25 protein-coding genes are annotated in these 24,290 nt (G+C 74.2%); 21 read left to right on the forward strand and 4 right to left on the reverse strand.

Translation table 11 applies throughout. From position 1 onward, the window contains the following. Positions 1–742 precede the first annotated feature (742 nt). Entirely contained in the window at positions 743–1,411 is a 669-nt protein-coding gene (locus tag ABD899_RS05985; RefSeq protein ID WP_345203494.1) for an HNH endonuclease signature motif containing protein, read from the forward strand. Between the two features lie 174 nt (positions 1,412–1,585). Here the strand turns inward: ABD899_RS05985 and ABD899_RS05990 are convergent, their stop codons facing one another. Beyond that, positions 1,586–2,356, reverse strand: coding sequence for a GNAT family N-acetyltransferase (locus ABD899_RS05990; protein ID WP_345203497.1), 771 nt, complete (start codon positions 2,354–2,356; stop codon positions 1,586–1,588). Continuing rightward, positions 2,353–4,557: an MMPL family transporter gene (locus ABD899_RS05995; protein WP_345203500.1), complete on the reverse strand. Its 2,205-nt coding sequence runs from the start codon at positions 4,555–4,557 to the stop codon at positions 2,353–2,355. Before ABD899_RS05995 ends, ABD899_RS05990 begins: the two co-directional genes overlap by 4 nt. A 126-nt stretch (positions 4,558–4,683) precedes the next feature. Here ABD899_RS05995 and ABD899_RS06000 point away from each other — a divergent pair, with 126 nt between their 5' ends. From ABD899_RS06000 to nusB, 14 genes are all read left to right on the forward strand, one after another. Beyond that, complete coding sequence (locus ABD899_RS06000; RefSeq protein WP_425474942.1) at positions 4,684–6,102, forward strand: replication-associated recombination protein A; 1,419 nt, start codon at positions 4,684–4,686, stop codon at positions 6,100–6,102. Between the two features lie 10 nt (positions 6,103–6,112). Continuing rightward, entirely contained in the window at positions 6,113–6,478 is a 366-nt protein-coding gene (locus tag ABD899_RS06005; protein ID WP_345203503.1) for a DUF948 domain-containing protein, read from the forward strand. After that, on the forward strand, positions 6,475–6,885 hold the full coding sequence (locus tag ABD899_RS06010; protein WP_345203505.1) for a hypothetical protein: 411 nt from the start codon (positions 6,475–6,477) through the stop codon (positions 6,883–6,885). Before ABD899_RS06005 ends, ABD899_RS06010 begins: the two co-directional genes overlap by 4 nt. A gap of 114 nt (positions 6,886–6,999) precedes the next feature. Beyond that, positions 7,000–9,690 (forward strand): alanine--tRNA ligase, encoded by a 2,691-nt coding sequence (alaS, locus tag ABD899_RS06015; RefSeq protein ID WP_345203508.1) that lies wholly within the window; start codon positions 7,000–7,002, stop codon positions 9,688–9,690. Next, entirely contained in the window at positions 9,690–10,244 is a 555-nt protein-coding gene (ruvX, locus tag ABD899_RS06020) for a Holliday junction resolvase RuvX (RefSeq protein WP_345203510.1), read from the forward strand. Before alaS ends, ruvX begins: the two co-directional genes overlap by 1 nt. Then, entirely contained in the window at positions 10,241–11,401 is a 1,161-nt protein-coding gene (gene mltG, locus ABD899_RS06025) for an endolytic transglycosylase MltG (RefSeq protein ID WP_345203513.1), read from the forward strand. The genes ruvX and mltG overlap by 4 nt, the downstream gene beginning before the upstream one ends. Beyond that, on the forward strand, positions 11,374–12,219 hold the full coding sequence (locus ABD899_RS06030) for a shikimate dehydrogenase (RefSeq protein WP_345203515.1): 846 nt from the start codon (positions 11,374–11,376) through the stop codon (positions 12,217–12,219). The genes mltG and ABD899_RS06030 overlap by 28 nt, the downstream gene beginning before the upstream one ends. Further along, on the forward strand, positions 12,216–12,899 hold the full coding sequence (locus tag ABD899_RS06035; RefSeq protein ID WP_345203518.1) for a prepilin peptidase: 684 nt from the start codon (positions 12,216–12,218) through the stop codon (positions 12,897–12,899). The genes ABD899_RS06030 and ABD899_RS06035 overlap by 4 nt, the downstream gene beginning before the upstream one ends. A gap of 24 nt (positions 12,900–12,923) precedes the next feature. After that, positions 12,924–14,156: a chorismate synthase gene (aroC, locus tag ABD899_RS06040; RefSeq protein ID WP_345203521.1), complete on the forward strand. Its 1,233-nt coding sequence runs from the start codon at positions 12,924–12,926 to the stop codon at positions 14,154–14,156. After that, the gene (locus tag ABD899_RS06045) at positions 14,153–14,659 is read left to right on the forward strand and encodes a shikimate kinase (protein ID WP_345203523.1); all 507 of its coding nucleotides are present in this window, start codon (positions 14,153–14,155) and stop codon (positions 14,657–14,659) included. Before aroC ends, ABD899_RS06045 begins: the two co-directional genes overlap by 4 nt. Beyond that, complete coding sequence (gene aroB / locus ABD899_RS06050) at positions 14,656–15,741, forward strand: 3-dehydroquinate synthase (RefSeq protein ID WP_345203524.1); 1,086 nt, start codon at positions 14,656–14,658, stop codon at positions 15,739–15,741. The genes ABD899_RS06045 and aroB overlap by 4 nt, the downstream gene beginning before the upstream one ends. A 74-nt stretch (positions 15,742–15,815) precedes the next feature. After that, positions 15,816–16,730, forward strand: coding sequence for a dioxygenase family protein (locus ABD899_RS06055; protein ID WP_345203526.1), 915 nt, complete (start codon positions 15,816–15,818; stop codon positions 16,728–16,730). A gap of 177 nt (positions 16,731–16,907) precedes the next feature. Continuing rightward, positions 16,908–17,468: an elongation factor P gene (gene efp / locus ABD899_RS06060; protein ID WP_345203528.1), complete on the forward strand. Its 561-nt coding sequence runs from the start codon at positions 16,908–16,910 to the stop codon at positions 17,466–17,468. 4 nt (positions 17,469–17,472) lie between these two features. Further along, a complete protein-coding gene (gene nusB, locus ABD899_RS06065; RefSeq protein ID WP_345203530.1) occupies positions 17,473–17,886 on the forward strand; it encodes a transcription antitermination factor NusB in 414 nt (137 codons plus the stop codon). Between the two features lie 69 nt (positions 17,887–17,955). Here nusB and ABD899_RS06070 read toward each other — a convergent pair whose 3' ends face one another. Then, a complete protein-coding gene (locus tag ABD899_RS06070) occupies positions 17,956–18,162 on the reverse strand; it encodes a dodecin (protein ID WP_345203532.1) in 207 nt (68 codons plus the stop codon). A gap of 220 nt (positions 18,163–18,382) precedes the next feature. On the opposite strand from ABD899_RS06070, the gene ABD899_RS06075 reads away from it, so the two are divergent. Next, positions 18,383–18,757, forward strand: a complete 375-nt coding sequence (locus ABD899_RS06075) for a PRC-barrel domain containing protein (protein ID WP_345203534.1) — start codon at positions 18,383–18,385, stop codon at positions 18,755–18,757. Positions 18,758–18,849: 92 nt separating this feature from the next. On the opposite strand, the gene ABD899_RS06080 is transcribed toward ABD899_RS06075, so the two are convergent. Further along, positions 18,850–19,041 carry a hypothetical protein gene (locus ABD899_RS06080; RefSeq protein WP_345203537.1) on the reverse strand — a complete coding sequence of 64 codons (192 nt, stop codon included), beginning with the start codon at positions 19,039–19,041 and terminating at the stop codon, positions 18,850–18,852. Positions 19,042–19,186: 145 nt separating this feature from the next. Here ABD899_RS06080 and ABD899_RS06085 point away from each other — a divergent pair, with 145 nt between their 5' ends. The 5 genes from ABD899_RS06085 to carA all read left to right on the forward strand — a co-directional run bounded on the left by ABD899_RS06085 (position 19,187) and on the right by carA (position 24,289). Beyond that, the gene (locus ABD899_RS06085; protein WP_345203539.1) at positions 19,187–20,143 is read left to right on the forward strand and encodes a serine/threonine-protein kinase; all 957 of its coding nucleotides are present in this window, start codon (positions 19,187–19,189) and stop codon (positions 20,141–20,143) included. 156 nt (positions 20,144–20,299) lie between these two features. Continuing rightward, a complete protein-coding gene (gene pyrR / locus ABD899_RS06090) occupies positions 20,300–20,890 on the forward strand; it encodes a bifunctional pyr operon transcriptional regulator/uracil phosphoribosyltransferase PyrR (protein WP_345203542.1) in 591 nt (196 codons plus the stop codon). Next, positions 20,887–21,834 carry an aspartate carbamoyltransferase catalytic subunit gene (locus tag ABD899_RS06095; protein ID WP_345203545.1) on the forward strand — a complete coding sequence of 316 codons (948 nt, stop codon included), beginning with the start codon at positions 20,887–20,889 and terminating at the stop codon, positions 21,832–21,834. Before pyrR ends, ABD899_RS06095 begins: the two co-directional genes overlap by 4 nt. Further along, on the forward strand, positions 21,831–23,138 hold the full coding sequence (locus ABD899_RS06100) for a dihydroorotase (RefSeq protein ID WP_425474943.1): 1,308 nt from the start codon (positions 21,831–21,833) through the stop codon (positions 23,136–23,138). The genes ABD899_RS06095 and ABD899_RS06100 overlap by 4 nt, the downstream gene beginning before the upstream one ends. After that, positions 23,132–24,289 (forward strand): glutamine-hydrolyzing carbamoyl-phosphate synthase small subunit, encoded by a 1,158-nt coding sequence (gene carA / locus ABD899_RS06105; protein WP_345203547.1) that lies wholly within the window; start codon positions 23,132–23,134, stop codon positions 24,287–24,289. The genes ABD899_RS06100 and carA overlap by 7 nt, the downstream gene beginning before the upstream one ends. Position 24,290 lies beyond the last annotated feature (1 nt).

Here is a 24,290-nt window from a genome sequence, read left to right on the forward strand (position 1 = left end):
GGACGCCGCGACCGCGTGGGCGGCGATCGACCGCCTGGCCCACGACTACGTCGCCCAGGGAGTGTGTGCGAACGTCGAGCAGGCCCGCGGCCAGGCCCTGACCGACCTGGTCACCGGCAACGCCACGGTCGAGGTCCAGGTGGTGCTGACCGTGCCCGCCGACGCCTGCCCCACCGACCCGGTGCCCACCGACCCGGCGCCCACCGACCCGGCGCCCACCGACCCGGCCGACCCTGCGCGGACGCCGGGCGGTACCTGCCGACACGACGGCGGGGTCGGCAAGGCTGACCCGCCTCCTCAGGGCGGTGCTGTCGCGGACGGGGGCGGCGGTCCTGACGGAGGCGTCGCGTCCGAGGGCGGGTCGCAGGTTTCGGCGTCGGCTGGCGAGGACACTCAGGGGGCTGAACGCGCCGAGTCGCGCGCGACACGCTCGAACTCGCCTGCTGATTCCGCAGCCGCGGGGCCGCCGGGCGTGCAGAGGGCTTGCGCGACGGATGGTTGCGAAGCGGTGCGTGGGCAGGACTTGGTGCAGGTGCAGGGGTGCCGCCCGTCGGAGCCGTTGCTGGTGCCCCGGGCCTGGCTGTTGGAGCACCTGGCACGCGGTTCGTCCGGGAAGCAGCCAGGACACCGGCACCGGCGCCGGCGACGCCGCGACGGCACGCCGGACCGGGCCGGGCCGACGTCGACCGCCCCGTGCTCGACCGCCCCGTGCTCGACCGCCCCGGTGATCGAGCCGAGGGTGGTGCCGTGTGACCCGGTGTCCGGGGCCCGGGTCGACCCCGGGCAGGACCTGGCCAGCGGCGCCTACCGGCCCAGCCCGGCGCTGGCGGCGCTGGTGCGCGCCCGCGACGGGCGGTGCCGCTTCCCCGGGTGTACGGTCGCGGCCCGGTTCTGCGACCTGGACCATGTGCGACCGTGGCCGGCTGGGCCGACCGCGGCCGGCAACCTGTTGACGGTGTGTCGACGCCACCACCGGATCAAGCAGTCCCCCGGCTGGTCGGTGCGCCTGCACAACGACGGCAGCGCGAGCTGGACCGACCCGCTCGGCACGGTGCGCACCACCGAGGCGTTGGACGCCCTGGCCGTGCTCGTCCTCCGAGGTGACGAGCCCCGGGGTCCCGACGGCACAGCCGGCCGGGACGACGTACCCGCTGACCACGGCCACGATGACCCACCCGGTGGGTATGGCGACGGTGACGCCCTCGAGGGCCGCGGCGACGCGGCTGTGAGGATGGGACCGTGGAGCGCCCTGGAGACCCACCTCGAGTTCACGGTCGACCACGTCCCGCGACTGACCCACGCCCGGGTCGTCATGCCTCCCGGGCACCGTCGGTGCACCGCCGCCGCCCTACGCGCCGCGACGGCCCGACGCCGCGCCCTCGCGAGGTTCCCCGAGGAACCCCCCTTCTGAGCAGGAAGCTCGGGACCGGGGGCCTCGGTGGTCGACCGACCCGACACGTCTCCGCCATCTCGCGACCCGCTGCGCCGGTAGCGACTTCGGCCGACCTCACGACCCCATGCACCAGTCGCTGGGTGGGTCGGGCTCGCAACCACGGCGGCGGTCACGCAACATGCTGCGACCCTGTCAACCGAACCAGCGGCTCGTCCACTGCATCCCGGTGCGGAACCCGAGCCGTTCGTAGAGCCGACGGGCCACGTCGTTGTCGGCGAACATGCCCAGGGCGCACGCCCCGGTGCCGACGACCGCCCGCCGGGTGAGGTGGGCGGTGACCGCGGCACCCCAGCCCTCGCCACGCCGGGCGATGTCGACCGCGATGCCCGCCAGCGTCGGGGTGCCGGCGGCGCACGGCTCACTCCCACCGAGGGCGACGAGCCGCCCGCTGGCCTCGTCGCGCACGCCGACCCACAGCTGGCCGGGACGGGCGAACGGCTCGCCGTGGGTGCGCGGGCTGTGGCGAGTGAGGAAGTCCTCGGCCTCCCGGCGGTGCGACGGGTCGACGCCGACGACACGCTCCTCCCCAGCGACGACCGGCGGGAGGTCGCGGGTCCACAGCCAGTCCCACTCGCCTCCGCGGCGGCCGAGGTCGAGCCGCTGCTCGACGACCCCGACGAGCCCTCGCGGCACGCTGAGGTGCCGGTTGCCGCCGCCGGTGACCCAGGCCCGGACGGTCGGGTCGTCGAGCAGCATCGCCAGACCGGTCGCCGTGCCGAGGACGGCCGAGCCCGGGACGCCGTGGTCCGAGCGGCGGTGGAAGGCGACGGTGAGGTCGTGACCGTCGTCGACGGCGTACGCGGGGGCGACGAACCCGGCGCCGACGTCGAGCACCGCCACCGGGTGACCGCCGACCGCGGTGACGAGCTCGTCGAGGGTCGTCAGGGGACGCACGACGCTCACTCGGTGATGCCCCACCGCTCGTGAAGCCTTCGGAGGGGGCGGGGCGCCCACCAGTTCGCCGAGCCGAGCACGGACATCGTCGCCGGGACGAGCAGCATCCGCACGAGTGTGGCGTCGATGGTGATGGCGAGCACGAGGGCCACGCCCATCTGCTTCATGACGAGCAGGTCGCCCGCGGCGAAGCCCGCGAAGACGATGACCATGAGCAGGGCCGCGGAGGTGATGATCCGACCGGAGCGCTGCAGGCCCAGCGTCACCGCCGTCCGGGTGTCGTACCCCTGCTCGTGGAGCTCGACGATGCGCGAGAGCAGGAAGACCTCGTAGTCCATGGACAGCCCGAACCCGAAGGCGAGGACGAGCAGTGGGATCGTGTTCTCGACCGCGCCGGTCGACGTGAAGCGCAGCAGCTCCTCGAGGTGGCCGTCCTCGAAGATCCACACGGTGACACCGAGCGCTGCCCCGAGGGACAGCACGTTCATGACGAGCGCCTTGACCGGGATGACGACCGATCCGGTCATGAGGAAGAGCAGGACGAGGGTCGCGAGCACGACGAGGCCCACCGCCCACCACGCGCGCTCGGCCACCGTCGCCCGGAAGTCGACGATGCCCGAGGCCTGACCCACGACGAAGGCCTCGAACGGCGGCCGGTCGGTGCGCAACGAGTCGACGAGCGCGCGCGACGCGTCGCCGGTGCCGGAGTCGCCGGTCTGGATGCCGACCGTCGAGACCCCGCGCTCGAGCGTCCTCACCGGGTCGACCGACTCGACGCCGGGCCGCTCACCGAGTGTCGACGCCCACGCCTCGACCTCGGCGACCGGGGCCCGCGTGACCACGAGCACCTCGGCGCCCGCGAGCAGGGGGTAGCCCGCGCGGAAGTCCTCGTAGAAGACGCGCTCGGGGGTGCCCTTCGGCAGCAGCTCCGGGCCGGAGGACGTGAGCTCGAGCCGCAACGTCGGCAGGGCCATGACGACGAGCAGCCCGGACACGACCGCGATGACCGCCCACGGCATCCGGTGCACGACCTCGGCGAGGCGCGAGAAGACGCCGACGTCGGCGGCCGACTCGGTGCCCTTGCGCAGCAGCCGCCGGGCCCCGAGGGCGCACAGGGCCGGGATGAGCGTGAGGGCGACGGCGAGTGCGATGAGGACGACCGAGACCCCGGCGACGCTCACCGCCCGGATGAAGGGGATCTCGAGGACGAGCAGACCCGCGAGCGAGATGGCGACGGTGATCGCGGAGAACACGACGGTGCGTCCGGCGCGGTCCATCGTCGACGCGGTGGCCGCCATGACCTGGTCGCGGGTCGTCTCGCTGACCGGTGCGCCCCGGAGCAGCGCGCGCAGCTCCTCGCGGAATCGGGAGACGACGAGCAGGCCGTAGTCGATGCACAGGCCGAGGCCGAGCACGGTGACGACGTTGACGACGGACGCGTCGAGGTCGAGCACGTAGGACAGGCCGAGCAGCGACGCCAGCGCCCCGGCGATCGAGGCGACCGCCCCGAGCACGGGGAAGCCCGCGGCGACGAACCCGCCGAAGACGACGACCATGACGAGGAAGCTGACCGGCAGGGCGATGCCCTCACCGCGCTGGCCGTCGATCTTGACCTGCTCGATGATGCGGTCGACGAGGGCGCGCAGCCCACCGCGCTGGTCCCCCGTGGCGCCGGTCTGCGCGGCGAGGGTGTCGAGGACGACGTCGACCTCCTCGGTGGCGGCGGCCTCGTCCTCGGCCGTGTTGTCGGGGTCGAAGGTGACGACCGTCGCGAAGCCGCCGGATGCCGGGTCGCCGTCGAGGACGAACCGCAGCGCCTGGGGGGAGGTGGGCCCCTCGGGCACGACGAACGGGTTGACCGCCGACTCGACGTGCTCGATGGCCGTGAGGTCGCGCACCGCGACGGTGGCCGCCGTCGCGACGGCCGGGTCGGCGAGGTCGACCCCGGTGAGGGTCTGGGTGTAGGTGCTGAAGCCGCTGCCGCCACCCTCGGCGAGCAGGTCACGGCCCTGCTGGTTCTCGCCGTCGACGACGATCTCGCCGCTGTCGAGGCGGTCGAACAGGCTCGGGGTGCCGAGCGCGCCGAGCGCGACGGCGAAACCGGCGACGATGAAGACGAGCCACCCGACGACGACCGCCCTGGCCCGGCGGGCGACGAGCCGGCCCCACCGGCGCAGGAGGGCGCCGTGGCGGGGGTCGGGCGTCGTCATGGCGACAGCGTCCCACGGGGGTGCGGCGGCGCGGACGACGGGCCGGACGAGGGGTGGGGGCGACGGTCGGGCGAGCCCTCGACGATGTGCTCCAGGGGTGTCGGGTCCGGTCGGTAGCCTCGGCGGGTGAGTCTCGACGACACCGACCTGTTCGGCGCGGCCGCCGCCGGCGGCGCGGGCGGCGGCGGACCGGCATCCCTGCCGCCCCTCGCCGTGCGGATGCGCCCGCGCTCGGTCGAGGAGGTCCGCGGCCAGGGGGACGTGCTCCGCCCGGGCAGCCCGCTGCGCCGGCTCATCGAGGGCAGCGGGGGAGCGGCCGGCCCCATCTCGGCGATCCTGTGGGGGCCCCCCGGCACCGGCAAGACGACCCTGGCCCACCTCGTCGCGACCGCCGCCGACCGCGAGTTCGTCGAGCTGTCGGCCGTCACCGCCGGCGTCAAGGACGTGCGCGCCGTCATGGAGCACGCGAACCGGGCCCGCGACATGTACGGCCGGCAGACCGTGCTCTTCCTCGACGAGATCCACCGGTTCACCAAGGCCCAGCAGGACGCCCTGCTCCCCGGGGTCGAGAACCGCCAGGTCGTGCTCGTCGCCGCCACCACCGAGAACCCGTCGTTCTCGGTCATCGCACCCCTGCTCTCGCGGTCGATGCTCGTGACCCTCGTGCCCCTCACCGACGAGGAGGTCGCCGACGTCCTCACGTCCGCGGTGGCCGACGAGCGGGGCCTCGACGCCGCCTACGACCTGCACGACGACGCCCGCGAGCACCTGGTCCGACTGGCCGGGGGCGACGCCCGCCGCGCCCTGACCTTCCTCGAGGCGGCGGCCGGCGTGGCCGAGGACGCCCTCGCCGCCGGAGCCGAGCGTCCCGACGTCCTGCCCATCACCCTCGCACGGACCGAGCAGGCCGTCGCCCACGCCGCCGTGCGCTACGACCGCACCGGCGACCAGCACTACGACGTCGCGTCCGCCCTCATCAAGTCGATGCGCGGCTCCGACGTCGACGCCGCGCTGCACTACCTGGCCCGGATGCTCGAGGCCGGGGAGGACCCTCGGTTCATCGCCCGCCGCATCGTCATCGCCGCCTCCGAGGACGTCGGCCTCGCCGACCCCACGGCCCTGCAGACCGCCGTCGCCGCCATGCACGCCGTCGCGCAGATCGGCATGCCCGAGGCGCGCATCATCCTCGCCCAGGCCGTCGTCCACAACGCGCTGGCCCCGAAGTCGAACGCCGCCTACACCGGCATCAACGAGGCGATCGCCGACGTCCGTGCCGGACGCGGCGGGGCGGTGCCAGCGCACCTGCGGGGCAGCGGGTACGCCGGCGCCGCGCGCCTCGGCCATGGCAAGGGCTACGTGTACTCGCACGACGCGCCGGATGCCGTCGCCGCCCAGCAGTACCTGCCCGACGACCTCGCCGGGACCACGGACTACTACCGGCCGACCGACCGGGGGTTCGAGAGCCGGCTCCAGGAACGCTGGACGTGGCTCAAGGGGCGGCTGGGGCGCGCGCCCGGCGCGGACGAGGAGCGCCCCGGACGCTAGGCTCGGGCGCATGGAATGGACCCTTGGGGGCATCGCGGGGCTCATCGCCGCGCTCGCGTTCGCGTACCTCGTGGTGCGCCTGGCCGGCCTGCTCGGCAGGGCCGGGCGGATCCTCGACGAGACCGCCGTCAGCCTGCGGACGACGAGCGACAACGTCCAGCCCACGCTCAAGGGCCTCACCGACACCGTGAGCCTGACGAACGACCAGCTGACCCGGGTCGACGGCATCACGAGCTCGGTCTCGTCGATGACGACGAACGCGTCCGCACTGACGTCCGTGGCGGCCGCGACGGTCGGCTCGCCGCTCATCAAGGTCGCCGCGTTCAGCTACGGGGTGCGCACGGCGATGGCCGGCCTGCGCAGGGCACGCCGGTGAGCCGGCGCACCGTCGTCCTCGCGGCCGTGGCGGTCGGTGTCGGCTACGCCGTGTGGCGCCTGCCCGCGACCCGGCGCTTCGTCAGGACGGTCAGGGAGGCCAGCGCCCGTCGCGAGGCCGAGCTGCGCGAGGCCGTCGAGGTGGCCGTACGCACCGACGCGACGTCCCGGGCCCCCCGCCACGCCGCTGGCGCGACGGTCCCCGAGCTCGACGTCGAGGCGGGCTGGGACCGCGACCGCCGCCACGGCCGCGCGGGCTCGCACACTGCGGGCTCGCACACCGCGGGCGCACACACCGCGGGCGCGCGAACAGCGGCCTCGCTCGGCGCCGACGACCCCGGCCGCTCGCTGTCGCCGGAGGAGGCGCGGGCCCTGCTCCTCGACCCCACGGGCGAGCGAGCTCCGTAGGGGCCCTGCGCCCCCGCCCCTCGCCCGAGCCCACCGACCCGCCGGTCGCGCGCGGCATACGATGGCGCGTGCCCGCACCCGGTGGCACCGATGACCCCCTAGGACTGAGACCGCATGGAAACCGCTGAGATCCGGCGCCGCTGGCTGGCCTTCTTCGAGAAGAACGGCCACAGCGTCGTCCCCTCCGCGCCGCTCATCCACGACGACCCGAACCTGCTGTTCGTCAACGCCGGCATGGTGCCGTTCAAGCCCTACTTCCTCGGCCAGGAGACGCCCCAGTGGGACCGGGCGACGAGCGTGCAGAAGTGCGTGCGCACCGGGGACATCGAGGAGGTCGGCAAGACCTCCCGGCACGGGACGTTCTTCCAGATGAACGGCAACTTCTCCTTCGGTGACTACTTCAAGGAGGGGGCGATCCGCCTCGCCTGGGACCTGCTCACCTCCTCCCCGGAGCAGGGCGGCTACGGGCTCGACGGGGACCTGCTGTGGGCCACGGTCTACGAGGACGACGACGAGGCCGCCGAGCTGTGGCCGAGCGTCACCGGCATCACCACGGACCGCATCGTGCGTCGCGGCAAGGCCGACAACTACTGGCACATGGGGGTGCCCGGGCCCGGGGGCCCGTGCTCGGAGATCTACGTCGACCGCGGCCCGGACTACGGCCCCGACGGCGGCCCGGCCGTCGACGAGGACCGCTTCCTCGAGGTGTGGAACCTCGTCTTCATGCAGCACGAGCTGTCCGAGGTGCGCAGCAAGGTCGACTTCGACATCGCCGGCGACCTGCCGAGCAAGAACATCGACACCGGCATGGGGCTCGAGCGGATGGCGTCGATCCTCCAGGGGGTCGACAACATGTACGAGATCGACGAGGTCTACCCCGTCCTCGCCCGGGCGGCGGAGATGACGGGCAAGCAGTACGGCGCGCGCTCCGGTCACTCGGCAGGGTCGAGCCACCCCGACGACGTGCGGCTGCGGGTCGTCGCCGACCACGTGCGCTCCTCGCTCATGCTCATCGGCGACGGGGTCACTCCGGGCAACGAGGGCCGGGGCTACGTGCTGCGCCGGATGCTGCGCCGGGCCGTGCGCTCGATGCGCCTGCTCGGCCACGACGACCCCTGCCTGCCCGAGCTGCTGCCGGTCTCGCTCGAGCGGATGAGCCAGTCCTACCCCGAGCTGGGCACCGGGTTCGACCGCATCGCCCAGATCGCGTACGCGGAGGAGGAGGCGTTCCGCCGCACCCTCGCCGCGGGCACGACGATCCTCGACACGGCGGTCGCGCGGACCAAGGAGTCCGGCGGTGCGACCCTCGCCGGCGAGCACGCCTTCCAGCTGCACGACACGTACGGCTTCCCCATCGACCTCACCCTCGAGATGGCGGCCGAGCAGGGCCTCGAGGTCGACCGGGAGGGTTTCGCGCACCTCATGCGCGAGCAGCGCCAGCGGGCCAAGGCCGATGCCAGGGCGAAGAAGTCGGGCCACGCGAACACCGAGGTGTGGCGCGACCTGCGCGCGAACGGCGCGACCGAGTTCCGGGCCTACGAGGAGCTGACGAGCGAGGCCACGGTCATCGGGCTCGTCGTCGACGGCGCGGCCGTCACCGAGATCGAGCCCGGCCAGCGCGGCCAGGTCGTGCTCAACCGCACGCCGTTCTACGCCGAGTCCGGAGGGCAGGTCGCCGACGAGGGCGTCATCGCCGGCGACGGCGCGCACCTCAAGGTCGTCGACGTCCAGCGGCCGGTCAAGGGCCTCATCGCGCACACCGTCGAGGTGGTGACCGGCCCGCTGCGCACGGGCGCGAGCGTGCTCGCCGAGGTCGACCCCGAGTGGCGCCTGTCGGCGTGCCAGGCGCACTCGGGCACGCACGTCGTGCACGCCGCGCTGCGCCAGGTGCTCGGCCCGTCGGCCCTGCAGTCCGGCTCGTACAACAAGCCCGGCTACCTGCGCCTGGACTTCGCGTGGGGGCAGGCGCTGTCGGCGGCGACCCGCAGCGAGATCGAGGAGGTCGCCAACCTCGCCGTGCGCCGGGACCTCCCCGTCTCCGCGACCTTCATGCCGCTGCCGCGGGCCCGCGAGATCGGGGCGCTCGCCCTCTTCGGCGAGACCTACGACGAGGACGTCCGCGTCGTCGAGATCGGGGGGCCGTGGAGCCGGGAGCTCTGCGGCGGCACCCACGTCCAGCACTCGAGCCAGATCGGCGCCCTGACGCTCACCGGTGAGTCCTCCGTCGGGTCGGGGGTGCGCCGCGTCGAGGCCTTCGTCGGCATCGAGGCGCTGCGCCACCTCGCCCGTGAGCGGGCCGTCGTCGCCGAGCTGAGCACCCTCGTCGGCGCACGGCCCGACGAGCTCGCCGAGCGGGTCGGCGCCCTGGTTTCGCGCCTCAAGGACGCCGAGCGCGAGCTCGAGCGGGTCCGCCGTGAGCAGGTCTCGGCTGCCGCGGGATCGCTCACCGAGCGGGCCCGCGACGTCAACGGGGTCACCTTCCTCGGTCACGACGCCGGTGCGGCCGGCGCCGACGACGTGCGCACCATGGTGCTCGACCTGCGGGGCCGCCTCGGCACGGAGCGGCCGAGCGTCGTCGCCATCACCGGCGCCGCGAAGGGGCGCCCGGTCGTCGTCGTGGCGACCAACGAGGCGGCCCGGGCGCGCGGCATCCGGGCGGGCGAGCTCGTCCGGGTCGCCGCGACGGCCCTCGGTGGCGGCGGCGGGGGCAAGGACGACATCGCCCAGGGTGGCGGCCAGGACCCCGCGAAGGTGGGCGACGCGCTGTCGGCGGTCGAGTGGCGGGTCGGGGAGCTCGCCGGCTGATGCCGACGACCCACGGGCCCGCCCCGACGACCCGGGCCACCCCCCAGCGGGGGGTGCGGATCGGCGTGGACGTCGGGACCGTGCGCGTCGGGGTGGCACTGAGTGACCCCGACGGCATCCTCGCGACCCCCGTGACGACGCTCGCCCGGCACCCGGACAGCCGCCCCGCGGCCGGCGACCCCGACGTCGAGGCGGTCGCCGACCTCGTGTCGCAGCACGCTGCCGTCGGCGTCGTCGTCGGGCTGCCCCGCTCACTCTCCGGGGACGAAGGCCCCGCTGCGGCTGCGGCCCGCACGTATGCTGCCGTGGTGGCGGCGCGCATCGCGCCGGTGTGGGTGCGTCTCGTCGACGAGCGCCTCACCAGTGTCGACGCCCACCGCACGCTGCGCGAGAGCGGGCTGGCCGGTCGGAGGCAGCGCGCCGTGGTCGACCAGGCGGCCGCGGTGCTCATCCTCCAGACGGCCCTCGACACCGAGCGCAGCACCGGTTCCCCACCCGGGGAGCGGGTCCGACCCGGACGGCGCAAGCCACGGACGAAGGGCACGAGGCCGTGAGCCAGCACGACGTCTCCCACACGATCTTCGGGGAGCCCCCGCCCCCGGTGCGTCGCCGTCGTGACCTCCACCGGCACCGCAAGCCGCGCCGGGGCCACCGACGCTGGCTCGTGCTCCTCCTCGCGATCGTCCTCGTGGGCGCCGCCGCGTGGGCCGCCGTCGGCGTCATCGTGCCGATGGTGTCCGGACTGTTCACGCAGTCCGAGGCCCAGGACTTCGCCGGCCCCGGCGAGGGCGCCGTCGAGGTCGTCATCCGGTCCGGCGAGACCGGTGAGGACATCGCGACGACCCTGCGCGACGCGGAGGTCGTCAAGACCCGCACTGCCTACATCGAGGTGGCCCAGGCCGACCCGCAGGCGGCCGCCGCCATCCAGCCGGGGACGTACTCACTCCTCAAGGGGATGCCGGCGCAGGAGGCCTTCGACATCCTCACCGACCCCTCCAACCGGGTCGCCGCCGGCACGACGATCCGCGAGGGGTTGTGGAAGGCCGAGACCTTCGCCGCCCTGTCCAAAGCGACCGGCGTGCCGGTCGAGGACTACGAGGCGGCCGCGAAGGACCCCGCCGCCATCGGGCTGCCCGAGGAGGCCGGCGGCGAGGTCGAGGGCTGGCTCTTCCCGTCGACCTACGAGTTCGCCGACGACACCCCTGCCGCCGACCAGCTCGCGACGATGGTCGCGCAGACGGTCAAGACCCTCGAGGCGGCCGGCATCCCGCGCGAGGAGTGGCAGCGCACCCTGACGATCGCCTCGATCGTCGAGGGCGAGGTCAACGGGGACGCCGACCGCGCGAAGGTCGCCCGGGTCATCCTCAACCGGCTCGACGACGGGCCGCCGAACTACGGCCTGCTCCAGATGGACTCCACCGTGCACTTCGTCGCCCAGGAGCGTGGCAGGGCCGGCACGAGCGACGAGCAGCGGGCCTCCGACAGCCCCTACAACACCTACAAGGTCAAGGGGCTGCCGCCCGGGCCGATCGGCACCCCCGGCGCGGCGTCGATCGAGGCCGCGGCGAACCCGGCCGACGGGGACTGGCACTTCTTCGTCACCGTCGACCCCGGCACCGGCGAGACGAAGTTCGCCGTCACCCAGGCCGAGCACGACGCCAACGTCAAGGAGTTCCAGGCCTGGTGCTCCGCGAACCCGGGCAAGTGCTGAGGGCGGCGGTCCTCGGGTCCCCGATCGCCCACTCGCTCTCCCCGGCGATCCACCGCGCCGGGTACGCCGCGGCGGGCCTCGCGGACTGGGAGTACGACGCCCACGAGGTCGACGCGGCAGATCTTCCGGGCTTCATCGCCGGCCTCGGCCGGCAGTGGCGCGGCCTGTCGCTCACGATGCCGCTCAAGGAGGTCGGGGCGACGGTCGCGACGACGGTCGACGACGTGGCCCGGCGCTCCGCCGCGGTCAACACGCTCGTGCGCCGGGGCGACGGCGGCTGGGACGCGACGAACACCGACGTCGTCGGCCTCGTCCGGGCCCTGGCGCCGCACCTGCCGGAGGGCGCGACCCGCGCGCTCGTGCTCGGCGCCGGGGCCACGGCCCGCTCGAGCGTGCTCGCCCTCGCCGAGCTCGGGGTCACGACCCTCACCGTCCGGGCCCGCGACACGAGCCGGGCCGCCGACCTGCTCGCGTGGGCGCTCGACCTGGGCGCCGGCATCCGCAGCGGCTCGGCCGCCGGTCTCGGGCCGTGGGTCACGACCGCCGACGACGTCGTCGTCTCCACGCTGCCGGCCGCCGCCGGCGACGTCGCGGCCGCCGGGGTGCCCGCGGTGCACCACGGTGTGCTGCTCGACGTCGCCTATGCCGGATGGCCGACGCCGCTGGCCCACGCCGGGCGGGAGGCAGGGATGTCGGTCGTCTCCGGGCTCGACATGCTCGTGCACCAGGCGGCCGAGCAGTTCCGGCTCTTCACCGGCCACGAGGCCCCCGTGGCGGCGATGGCCGCCGCGGGGCGCGCCGCCCTGGGGGCCGGGTGACCCCCTCGTGGGTCGTGCTCGCCGTGGCGCTCGTCATGGGCGCCGTCGGCCACCGCACCGGGCGCGAGCTCGCCACCGGCGGCTACCGCATCCCCGAAGACGAGGCGGACCACCCCCCGGGCCGCAACTGGTGGCCCGGCCCGCTCACCGCGCTGTTGTCCGCCGTGGCGGCGTGGGCCATCGGTGACCTGGCCGCCTGGGCCGCGCTCCCGGCATACCTGCTCTTCGCCTGGCTGACCGTCGGGCTCGTGTGGATCGACCTCGACGTGCACCGGCTCCCCGTCGGTCTCGTCGTGCCCACCGGGGCAGCCATCCTCGGGCTGCTCGCGGTGGCGACGGTGGCCTCCGGCGAGCCCCGGTGGCGCGGTGCCGCCGTCGGGTTCGTCGTCATGGGCGGGGTCTACCTGCTCCTCGGCGTGCTGCCCGGGGGAGGCGTCGGCGGGGGGGACGTGCGGCTCGCCCCCCTCATCGGGGCGCTGCTCGGCTGGCTGGGCGCGGCGCAGCTCGTCGTCGGCCTCACGGCGGGGTTCCTCGTCGGGGGCGTGGCCGCGGCGGGCCTGCTGCTCGCGCGCCGGGCGGGGCCGAAGACCGCGATCGCGTACGGGCCGGCGATGTGCCTCGGGGCCTGGCTGGCGATCGGCGGCACGTCCCGGATCCTGACCTGGCTGTCAGGCGGCTGAGCACCGCGTGACAGGATTCGGGCCATGCTGCGCTGGTTGACCGCCGGTGAGTCGCACGGGCCCGCGCTCGTCGCGACGGTCGACGGTCTGCCCTCGGGAATCCGCGTGACCACCGCCGACCTCACCGCGGCCCTCGCCCGCCGGCGGCTCGGCCACGGGCGCGGCGCGAGGATGCGCTTCGAGCAGGACGAGGTCGAGTTCCTCGGGGGGGTCCGGCACGGGGTCACCCTCGGCTCGCCGATCGCGATCCGGGTGGGCAACACCGAGTGGCCGAAGTGGCGCACGGTCATGAGTCCCGACCCCGTCGCGGTCGAGGACCTCGCTGCCGCCGACGACGTCAACGCCGAGCGCGAGATCGCCCGCAACCGGCCGCTCACCCGGCCGCGCCCCGGTCATGCCGACCTCGTCGGCATGCAGAAGTACGGCTTCGACGACGCGCGACCGGTGCTCGAGCGTGCCTCGGCCCGGGAGACCGCGGCCCGGGTGGCGCTCGGCGAGGTGGCGGCCCGCTTCCTCGAGCAGGCGTACGGCATCCGGCTCGTGTCGCACACCGTCGCGATCGGTGCGGCGAGCGTCCCCGAGGACGCACCGCTGCCCACCGCCGACGACGTCGAGGCGCTCGACGCCGACCCGGTGCGGGCGTTCGACCCGACCGGCTCGGCGGCGATGGTGGCCGAGGTCGACGCCGCCCACCGGGACGGAGACACGCTCGGTGGGGTCGTCGAGGTCGTCGTGACCGGGCTGCCGCCGGGTCTGGGGTCGCACGTGCACTGGGACCGTCGGCTCGACGCCCGGCTCGCGGCCGCACTCATGGGCATCCAGGCGATCAAGGGTGTCGAGGTCGGCGACGGCTTCCGCACGGCCGCCCGCCGCGGGTCGGTCGCCCACGACGAGATGGAGCGGGGTGCCGACGGCGTCATCCGCCGCCGCACCGGCCGAGCCGGTGGCACCGAGGGCGGCATGTCGGTCGGTGGGCTGCTGCGCGTGCGCGCCGCCATGAAGCCGATCTCGACGGTGCCCCGAGCCCTCGCCACCGTCGACGTCGCCACGGACGAGCCCGCGCGAGCCATCCACCAGCGCTCCGACGTGTGCGCCGTCCCGGCGGCCGGCGTGGTGGCCGAGGCGATGGTGGCCCTCGTGCTCGCCCAGGCGTGCCTCGAGAAGTTCGGCGGCGACTCGGTCGGCGAGACCGCCCGCAACCACGCCGCCTACCTCGCGGCCATCCCCGCCTCGATGCGCACCTGGGACGACGAGTGACGCCCCGCGTGGTGCTCGTCGGGCCTCCCGGCTCCGGGAAGAGCACGGTCGGTGCCGCCCTCGCGGCGCTCCTCGCGGTGCCGCTCCACGACACCGACGCGGCGGTCGAGGCCGCGACGGGACGCACCGTCTCCGACATCTTCGTCGAGGACGGCGAGGCGGCCTTCCGGGCGCTCGAGCGGGCCGAGGTCGCCCGCGCCGTGGCCGAGGAGGAGGGGGTGCTCGCCCTCGGTGGCGGGGCACCCGTCGACCCGGTCACCCAGGAGGTGCTCGCGGGGCAGGTGGTCGTCTTCCTCGACGTCGGCATCGCGGATGCCGCGAAGCGCGTCGGGTTCGACCAGAGCCGGCCGCTCCTCGCCGTCAACCCGCGCGCGTCGTGGGTCCGGCTCATGAACGAGCGCCGACCGGTCTACGAGCGCCTCGCGACCCACCGGGTCGACACCGCCGGCCGCACGCCCGAGGACGTCGCGTCGGAGGTCGCCGGGCTCCTGGGGGCGTCGTGAGCGGCAGCGCCCCGTCGGTCATCCCGGTCGGGGCGGCCTACGACGTCGTCGTCGGGCACGGGGTGTCCGACCGGGTCACCGACCTGCTCGCACCGCCCGTGCGGCAGGTGCTCGTCGTGCGCCCGGACGCCCTCGTGGGGCTCGCCGCGCCCGTCGTCTCGCGGCTTCGGGCGGCGGGGCTGACGGTCCACGAGGCGAGCGTGCCCGACACCGAGGGGGCGAAGACCGCCGAGGTCGCGGCCGGGCTGTGGGCCACCCTGGGTCGCCAGGCCTTCACGCGCTCGGATGCCGTGGTGGCGGTCGGCGGCGGGACGGTCACCGACCTCGCGGGGTTCGTCGCGGCGACGTGGCTGCGCGGTGTGTCTGTCGTCCACGTGCCCACGACGCTGCTCGCCATGGTGGACGCCGCCGTCGGGGGCAAGACCGGGATCAACACGGCGGAGGGCAAGAACCTCGTCGGGTCCTTCCACGAGCCGGCCGGGGTGCTCTGCGACCTCGACGTGCTGGCCACCCTGCCGCACACCGACCTCGTCGCGGGGCTCGCCGAGGTCGTCAAGGCGGGGTTCATCGCCGACCCGCGCATCCTCGAGCTCGTCGAGGCCGACCCGTCCGGCGCGGCGCGGTGGGACGGCCCGCCCGTGCGCGAGCTCGTCGAGCGGGCGATCCGCGTCAAGGCGGAGGTCGTCGCCCAGGACCTCACCGAGTCGTGGCTGCGCGAGGTCCTCAACTACGGCCACACCTTCGGCCACGCGGTCGAGCAGGTCGAGGGCTACCGCCGCCGGCACGGCGAGGCCGTCGCCATCGGCATGACGTATGCCGCGGAGCTCGGGCTGCGCTCGGGTCGCCTCGCGCAGGACGTCGTCGACCGGCACCGGTCGGTGCTGGGCTCGCTCGGGCTGCCCACGACCTACCCCGGAGGGCGGTTCGACGAGCTGCTCACCGCGATGCGGCGGGACAAGAAGTCGCGAGGGACGCTGCTGCGCTTCGTCGTCCTCGAGGACGTCGGGCGGCCGGTGCGGCTCGAGGGGCCCGACGACGCCTGGCTGCGCGGAGCCTACGAGGCCATCGCCGAGCGCCCCTGACGAGCAGCCGCGGGCACAGGCGGGGCACAGCGGACCCATGGCGCAGGCACCGGGCGCCACCCCATGGTTGAGCCATGACGACGTCACGACCTCACCCGCACCCGCACCCGCAGACGCCGGTGGGTGGCGCAGAACAGCCGGTGCACCCCGACCACGACCGCGGGCTCGAGTTCGACGTCCGGACCCTCGTGGCGCGCCGGTCCGCGCTCGGGTTGCTGTCCGGCGCCGGGCTCCTCGCCCTCGTGGGCTGCTCGGACGGCACGTCCGCCGCCACGACCGTGACGGCTTCCGGCGCGTCGACCACGAACGCGGCGACGGACAGTGCGACCCCCGGCGCGACGGCATCCACGACGGCGGTCGACGCGGTTGTTCCCGAGGAGACGGCAGGCCCCTTCCCGGGTGACGGGAGCAACGGCGCCGACGTGCTCGACGACTCGGGGATCGTGCGGCACGACATCACCTCGTCGTTCGGCACCTCGACGACCACGGCCACCGGCGTTCCGCTCACGGTGCACCTCACCGTGCTCGACTCCGACGCCGGGTACGTCGCCATGGAGGGCGTCGCGGTCTACGCCTGGCACGCCGATGCGCAGGGCCGTTACTCGATGTACTCGCAGGGTGTCGAGCACGAGAACTACCTCCGCGGGGTGCAGCCGACCGACGCCTCGGGCACCGCGAGCTTCACCACGGTGTTCCCGGGCTGCTACGACGGCCGGTGGCCGCACATCCACTTCGAGGTCTACCGGAGCACGAAGGAGGCGACGAGCGACGGGCGGATCGTGAGGACCAGCCAGGTCGCCCTGCCCCGGGCGGCGAGCGAGGCGGTGTACGGCGACAGCGCGACCTACCCGTCGAGTGCGGCCAACCTCGCCCGGACCTCGCTGACCCGCGACATGGTGTTCGGTGACGACGGCGGCATCCACCAGCTCGCGACGGTGACGGGCGACGCGGCTGCCGGGTACGTCGCCGCCCTCACGGTGGCGGTCTGACCCACGAGCCCAGCCTCACGCGACCGGCCCCACAGGGCCCCCACAGGGCCCGGCCGGCCGCACAGGGCTCGGCACGGTCGCGCTAGACTCGTGCGGATCCCCACCCCCTCGCGGGGGTGACGCGCGCCCTCGACCGGGTGCACGGCACACGACGTCGACGAAAGCGAAGAACCACCCGTGGCATCGACCAACGACCTCAAGAACGGCCTCGTCCTCAACCTCGAGGGCCAGCTGTGGACCGTCGTCGAGTTCCAGCACGTCAAGCCCGGCAAGGGCCCGGCCTTCGTGCGGACCAAGCTGAAGAACGTCATGAGCGGCAAGGTCGTCGACAAGACCTTCAACGCCGGCGTCAAGGTCGACACCGCGAACGTCGACAAGCGCACCATGCAGTACCTCTACAACGACGGCACCGACTTCATCTTCATGGACGGCGACACCTACGACCAGATCGCGGTCAGCCCGGAGGTCGTCGGCGACGCCGCGAAGTACATGCTCGAGAACCAGGACGCCATCGTGGCCCGGCACGAGGGCACCGTGCTCTTCATCGAGCTGCCGGCATCCGTCGTCCTCGAGATCACCTACACCGAGCCGGGCCTGCAGGGCGACCGCTCCACGGGTGGCACGAAGCCGGCGACGCTCGAGACCGGCGCCGAGATCGCCGTGCCGCTGTTCCTCGAGACCGGGACGAAGGTCAAGGTCGACACCCGCGACGGCTCGTACCTCGGTCGGGTCAGCTGACCCCGTGGCCGCCCGCACCAAGGCCCGCAAGCGGGCGCTCGACCTCCTCTTCGAGGCCGAGCAGCGCAAGGTCAACGTCGGCGATCTGCTCCGGGAGCGGCTCGCCGCGCCGGTGACCGAGGCACCGCTGTCCGAGTTCACGGCCGAGCTCGTGAGCGGGGTCGTCGAGCACTGGGCGCAGCTCGACGAACTCATCGCGACGTACGCGCAGGGCTGGACCCTGGACCGGATGCCGGCCGTCGACCGCGCGATCCTGCGGCTCGGCGCCTACGAGGTGCTCCACTCCGACGACGTGCCCGAGGTCGTGGCGATCAGCGAGTGGGTCGGGCTCGCGACCGAGCTGTCCACGGACGACAGCCCGCGGTTCGTCAACGGCCTGCTCGCACGGCTCGCCGAGGTCAAGCCCACCCTGGCCTGAGGCTGCTCGCGCGCCGCCGTTCGCTGCGGCGGTCGGCCCGCCGGGTCATTCCTCGAGCAGCCCGCCGGCTCACTCCTCGAGGCGGAACCCGATCTTGAGGCCGACCTGGTAGTGCGCCACCGCGCCGTCGGCGAGGTGCCCTCGGATCTCGGTGACCTCGAACCAGTCGAGCCCGCGCACGGTGGTCGACGCCCGCGCCACCGCGCTCGTGATGGCGTCGTCGATGGAGGTCGTCGACGATCCGACGACCTCGGTGATGCCGTACGTGTGTGCCATGGTCGGGCCCTCTCGCTCGCGGAGGCGTCGGCGACGCCCCTCACGGGCGATGATCCTCGCCCGCCGGTCGTCGGGCCACCCCGGGCGTGGGGGAGTGGGCCCGACGGGTGCCGCCGCCCCGGCGGATCTCCACCTGAGCGTTTCCTGAGAGCGTGGTTCGGCCGTGGCTGGGCGGGTAGGAGTGCCGGTGCCCGCAACACTCGAACGAGAGGAGAAAGCCATGGCCACCCGTACCTGGGATGCCTGGAACTATCGCGAGAGCGCTGAGGTGTCGTCCCGCGGCAAGGACCTGACCGGGTTCTCCGTGGAGGCCGTCGACGGCTCGATCGGCAAGATCGACCGAGCCACGCTCGACGTCGGCAGCAGCTATGTCGTCGTCGACACCGGACCGTGGATCTTCGGCCGGAAGGTGATGCTGCCGGCCGGCACGATCGACCGGGTCGACTGGAACGAGGAGAAGGTCTACGTGGACCGGACCAAGGACCAGATCAAGGACTCCCCGGAGTTCGACGACACGATGATGTCCGACGACGCGGCCTATCGAGACCGCCTGGGCACGTACTACGGCGGCACGTACGACCGCGGCGCCTTCTGAGGCGCACCGCACCCGCCGCAGTACACCGGGCCCCGGTGGCGAGGACTCCTCGCCACCGGGGCTCCGGCGTCGGGACGGGCGGCCCGGAGGCGTCAGACCGCACCGGCCGAGGCGAACACGACCTCCGGCCAGGGCGACGTCGCGAGCCAGCGGCGGCGGGTCTCGTCGTCGGCGTCCCTCGGCGGGAAGAGCGGAGCGGGCGCCGGGGCGGCGGGCGCAGCTCCGGCGGAGGCGTCGCGACAGGAGGCGTCACGGTGGGTGGGGGGCGGGACGGACGGGTGCACGGTGGCCTCCTTCACGACGTGGCGGGGCGGGCCGGGTACGGGCCCGCGGCCCCCATTGCATCACACCAGGTTAGTTCATGTATAGCGATAAGTTATAGATCCCGACATGTGGTCTCCGACGACGCCGCGTGTCAGGGTGCGGGGTGTGACGACGCAGGGTGGGCCGGCCGACCGGCTCGGGACGGCCAGGGTCGCGTGGGCCGCCCTCCGGTCCGCCGGCGGCCCGCTCGCCGGCCTGGCCGACGATCGCCCGGGGTTGGACGACGCGGTCCGCGCGCTCGAGGGGGTCTGGGCCGGCCGCGACGCCCCGCTGGGCGCCCGACCCCCGTGGTGGGCGGGTGCACCCGGGGCGCGCGTGCTCGCCGGCTCCCTGCCGGCGGGGGCGCTTCCCGTGCTCGACGCGCTCGCCGTGCGGGCGGGGGACCTCGAGGTCGAGGGGGCCCGCGCCGTCGGAGCACGCTGGGCGCCGGGCACGAGCCGGGACGCGGGGCTGCTCGTCGTCACGGACGACGGTCGTGGGACGGCGCACGCGCCGGTTCGCGGCGTGCTCGGCTGCATCGAGCGCATCCGGTCCGGCGCGGACCCCCGTGCCCTCTCGGCGCTCGTCGACGAGCTCGTCGGAACCCGGGTGCGGACCGAGGAGGACTGGGCGCGACAGGCTCTCGAGTCCTTCTCGCCGTGGGAGACCCACCTCCTGCGCCCCCGGGCTCGGGGCCCGCTGCGTCGACGCCCGCGGCTCGAGAGGGCGCAGGCCCTGGACGTGGCGGCGGAGCTCGCCGGGCAGGCGGCGGGTACGCGAGCGTCGGCGCGGCAGCCGGTTCCTCCGGATGACCTGCTCGTCGTCATCGACCCCGGCGCCGGGTGGTGGCGCGCGGTGGTGACGCTGGACGCTGCTGGTGGGACCTCCGGGGACGCCGGCGTCGCGGCGGTGCGCGTCACGGTGACCGGCGCCCCCGAGGACTCGCAGCGCCGCGCGGACCCGGGCCACCTCGCCCTCCTCGTGCACCGGGTGCGGCGCGTCGCCGACGCCCACGGGCTCGAGGTCGAGCGCTCGCTCGGCCCCGGGCGGTCCTGGGAGGACGACCCGCCCCCGGTGCCCTGACGGGGCCGGTGGGTCCTGGTGCCCTCGCGACGTCCACCCCCGTCCACTCCGCGAGCCGTCGTCGGGACCCGCCCGGCGACCCGGTACGGTGGGCCCCGCAGCACCCAGACATCCTTTAACGACCTGTCCCGTGAGGCAGGGAAGGAGGTCCGCGTCGTGACGCGTGCCGACAGCACCGTGCCCGCCGGGCACCCCCTCGACCCGTCCGGTCGCACCGTCCTCTCCGCGAGCGACGTGTCCCGGGCCCTGCGCCGCATCGCGCACGAGGTCCTCGAGCACAACAAGGGGCCCGACGACCTCGTCCTCCTCGGCATCCCGAGCCGTGGGGTCGAGCTCGCCCACCGGCTCGTCGACCTCATCCGCGAGGTCGAGGGCGCCGACGTCCCCGTCGGCAGTCTCGACATCACGATGCACCGCGACGACCTTCGCCACCAGCCCACGCGGGCACCGATGCACACCGTCATCCCGGCGGGAGGCATCGACGACAAGGTCGTCGTCCTGGTCGACGACGTCCTGTACTCCGGGCGCACCATCCGAGCCGCCCTCGACGCGCTCTCCGACCTCGGCCGCCCCCGCGCGGTCCGGCTCGCCGTGCTCGTCGACCGCGGACACCGCGAGCTGCCGATCCGCGCCGACCACGTCGGCAAGAACCTCCCGACGAGCCACGCCGAGAAGGTGCAGGTGCGCCTGTCCGGGTTCGACGGCGTCGAGGACGTCGTGCGCATCGCGGGGGGTGAGCCGCGGTGAACCGCCACCTGCTCTCCAGCGCCGACCTCACCCGCGACGACGTGCGGATGCTGCTCGCGACGGCATCCGAGATGCACGAGGTCCAGCGCCGCGACGTCAAGAAGCTGCCGACGTTGCGCGGCCGCACCGTCATCAACCTCTTCTTCGAGGACTCCACCCGCACCCGCAGCAGCTTCGAGATCGCCGGCAAGTGGATGAGCGCCGACACGATCAACATCACCGGCAAGGGCAGCTCCGCGAGCAAGGGCGAGTCGCTGCGCGACACGGTGCGCACGATCGACGCCATGTCGGTCGACGCCATCGTCATGCGGCACATGGCCAGCGGGGCCGCCCACCAGGTGAGCCAGTGGGTCGACGCGAGCGTCGTCAACGCCGGGGACGGCACCCACGAGCACCCCACCCAGGCCCTGCTCGACGCCTACACGATGGAGCACCGCCTCGGCGACCTCGACGGGGCCCACGTCGCCATCGTCGGCGACCTCACCCACAGCCGGGTGTTCCGCTCCAACGCCATCACGCTGCGCACCCTGGGCGCCCACGTCACCCTCGTCGCGCCCCCGACCCTCATGCCGAGCGGCATCGGGGCCTGGGCCGCCGCCGACGGGCTCGAGCTGAGCGACGACCTCGACGCCTTGCTCGCGAGCGGGCCGGATGCCGTCATGATGCTGCGCGTGCAGCGCGAGCGGATGAGCGGCGGATTCTTCCCGACGCCCCGCGAGTACACCATCGGGTTCGGCCTCACCCGCGAGCGCCTCCGCGCCCTCGCCGACGCCAACCCGCAGGCCGTCATCTGCCACCCCGGCCCGATGAACCGCGGCCTCGAGATCAGCGCGGACGCCGCCGACGCCGCGCAGAGCCTCGTCCTCGACCAGGTGTCGGCGGGGGTTGCCGTGCGGATGTCCGTCCTGTACCACCTGCTCGCCGGAGAGGGGGTGGCCGCGTGAGCTCCCTCCTGCTGACCGGCCCCACCTGGTATGCCGTCGACGGCACCTCCGAGCGCGGCGACGTGCTGCTCACCGACGGGGTCGTGGCGCAGGTGGGCACCGTCGACGCGCCGAAGAACGCAGAGCGCGTCGACGCCGACGGGCTGGTGCTCCTTCCCGGCTTCGTCGACCTGCACACCCACCTGCGCGAACCGGGCCGGGAGGACACCGAGACGATCGAGTCCGGCTCCCGAGCCGCGGCCGTCGGTGGTTTCACCGCGGTGCTGGCGATGGCGAACACGAGCCCCGTCACGGACACCGCCGAGGCCGCCGAGCGCATCCTCGACCTCGGGCGCGCCGCCGGGCTCGTCGACGTCGTGCCGGTCGGGGCCGTGACCAAGGGCCTCGAGGGCGCCGAGCTCGCCGAGCTCGGGCTCATGCACCGCTCGCGCGCCGCGGTGCGGGTCTTCTCCGACGACGGCCGCTGCGTCGCCGACGCCCGGGTCATGCGTCGGGCCCTGGAGTACGTCCGCGCGTTCGACGGCGTCGTCTCGCAGCACAGCCAGGACCCGAGCCTCGCCGGGCCCCAGGCCTGCTGCCACGAGGGCGAGCTGTCGGGCCGGCTCGGGCTGCCGGGCTGGCCGGCCGTCGCCGAGGCGAGCGTCATCGCCCGCGACGCCATGCTCGCCGAGCACACCGGCAGCCGCGTCCACGTCGCCCACGTGAGCACGGCGGAGGGGGTCGACGTCGTGCGCTGGGCCAAGGCGCGCGGCATCCGGATGACCGCGGAGGTCACCCCGCACCACCTCGCACTCGGCACCGACCTGCTCGCCGGCTACGACCCGGTCTTCAAGGTCAACCCGCCGCTGCGCCCGGACGAGCACCGCGCGGCCCTCGTCGACGCCCTGCTCGACGGCACGATCGACGCCGTCGCCACCGACCACGCCCCCCACGCCCGACACGACAAGGAGCACGCGTTCGTCGACGCCGCCTTCGGGATGCTCGGCCTCGAGACGGCCTTCTCGGTCGTCCACGACCTGCTCGTCGCCGACGGCCGGCTCGGCTGGGCCGACCTCGCCCGGCTCCTGTCCACCGGCCCGGCCCGCATCGCCGGCCTCGCCGACCACGGCCGTCCGCTCGCCCCCGGTGGGCCGGCCAACCTCGTGCTCGTCGACCCCGCCGCCACGGTCACCGTCGACCGCGACGCGTCGCAGTCCCTGTCCCGCAACACCCCGTGGCACGGCCGCACCCTGACCGGCGCGGTCCACACGACGATCCTGCGCGGCACCGTGACCGCGCGAGGAGGGGAGCCCACCGCATGCTGACCACCCGCGAGCCCGCCGTGCTCGTGCTCGAGGACGGCCGCACCTTCACCGGCCGCGCCTTCGGGCACCGCGGCACGACCGTGGGCGAGGCCGTCTTCTCCACCGGCATGACCGGCTACCAGGAGACGCTCACCGACCCCAGCTACCACCGCCAGGTCGTCGTCATGACCGCCCCGCACGTCGGGAACACCGGCTGGAACGACGAGGACGACGAGTCCGGGCGCATCTGGGTCGCCGGCTTCGTCGTGCGCGACCCCGCGCTGCGACCCTCGAGCTGGCGCTCGCGCCGCTCCCTCGAGGACGAGCTCGACGCCCAGGGCGTCGTCGGCATCTGCGACCTCGACACCCGCGCCCTGACCCGCCACCTGCGCGAGCGCGGCGCCATGCGCGTCGGCATCTTCAGCGGGGATGCCGCGAGCGCACCCCGTGAGCGCCTCCTCACCCAGGTCATCGACTCGCCCGCCATGGAGGGCGCCTCGCTCGCCGAGCAGGTGGCCACCGACACGGCGTACGTCGTGCCGGCGGTGGGGGAGAGGCGGTTCACCGTGGCCGCCGTCGACCTCGGCATCAAGTCGATGACCCCGCGGATGATGGCCGAGCGGGGCATCGAGGTCCACGTGCTGCCCGCGACGGCCACCATCGAGGACGTGCGGGCCGTCGAGCCCGACGGCGTCTTCTTCTCCAACGGGCCGGGTGACCCGAGCACGGCCGAGCCGCAGGCCACGCTGCTGCGCGAGGTGCTCACCGAGCGGATCCCCTACTTCGGCATCTGCTTCGGCAACCAGATCCTCGGCAAGGCCCTCGGGTTCGGCACCTACAAGCTGAAGTACGGCCACCGCGGCATCAACCAGCCGGTCCTGGACCGCTCCACCGGCCGGGTCGAGGTCACCGCGCACAACCACGGGTTCGCCGTCGACGCCCCGCTCGACCGCGAGAGCGAGACGCCCTTCGGCCGGGTGCGGGTCAGCCACGTCTGCCTCAACGACGACGTCGTCGAGGGCCTGGAGTGCCTCGACGTGCCGGCCTTCTCGGTGCAGTACCACCCGGAGGCGGCCGCCGGTCCGCACGACGCCGCCTACCTCTTCGACCGCTTCGTCGACCTCATGACGAGTGCCCGAACGCGCGACACCACGCACGGTGAGGTGGCCTGAC

This window comes from Fodinibacter luteus, assembly GCF_039541575.1.
In the GTDB taxonomy this organism is placed as follows: Bacteria; Actinomycetota; Actinomycetes; order Actinomycetales; family Dermatophilaceae; genus Fodinibacter; species Fodinibacter luteus.

Excerpts from the sequence above, each read along its gene's own strand:
- ABD899_RS06075 (WP_345203534.1), top strand. The coding sequence starts at position 18,383 with ATGGCCACCCGTACCTGGGATGCCTGGAACTATCGCGAGAGCGCTGAG.
- ABD899_RS05995 (WP_345203500.1), bottom strand. The coding sequence starts at position 4,557 with ATGACGACGCCCGACCCCCGCCACGGCGCCCTCCTGCGCCGGTGGGGC.
- ABD899_RS06055 (WP_345203526.1), top strand. The coding sequence starts at position 15,816 with ATGACGACGTCACGACCTCACCCGCACCCGCACCCGCAGACGCCGGTG.
- ABD899_RS06070 (WP_345203532.1), bottom strand. The coding sequence starts at position 18,162 with ATGGCACACACGTACGGCATCACCGAGGTCGTCGGATCGTCGACGACC.
- carA (WP_345203547.1), top strand. The coding sequence starts at position 23,132 with ATGCTGACCACCCGCGAGCCCGCCGTGCTCGTGCTCGAGGACGGCCGC.
- alaS (WP_345203508.1), top strand. The coding sequence starts at position 7,000 with ATGGAAACCGCTGAGATCCGGCGCCGCTGGCTGGCCTTCTTCGAGAAG.
- aroC (WP_345203521.1), top strand. The coding sequence starts at position 12,924 with ATGCTGCGCTGGTTGACCGCCGGTGAGTCGCACGGGCCCGCGCTCGTC.
- ABD899_RS06005 (WP_345203503.1), top strand. The coding sequence starts at position 6,113 with ATGGAATGGACCCTTGGGGGCATCGCGGGGCTCATCGCCGCGCTCGCG.
- ruvX (WP_345203510.1), top strand. The coding sequence starts at position 9,690 with ATGCCGACGACCCACGGGCCCGCCCCGACGACCCGGGCCACCCCCCAG.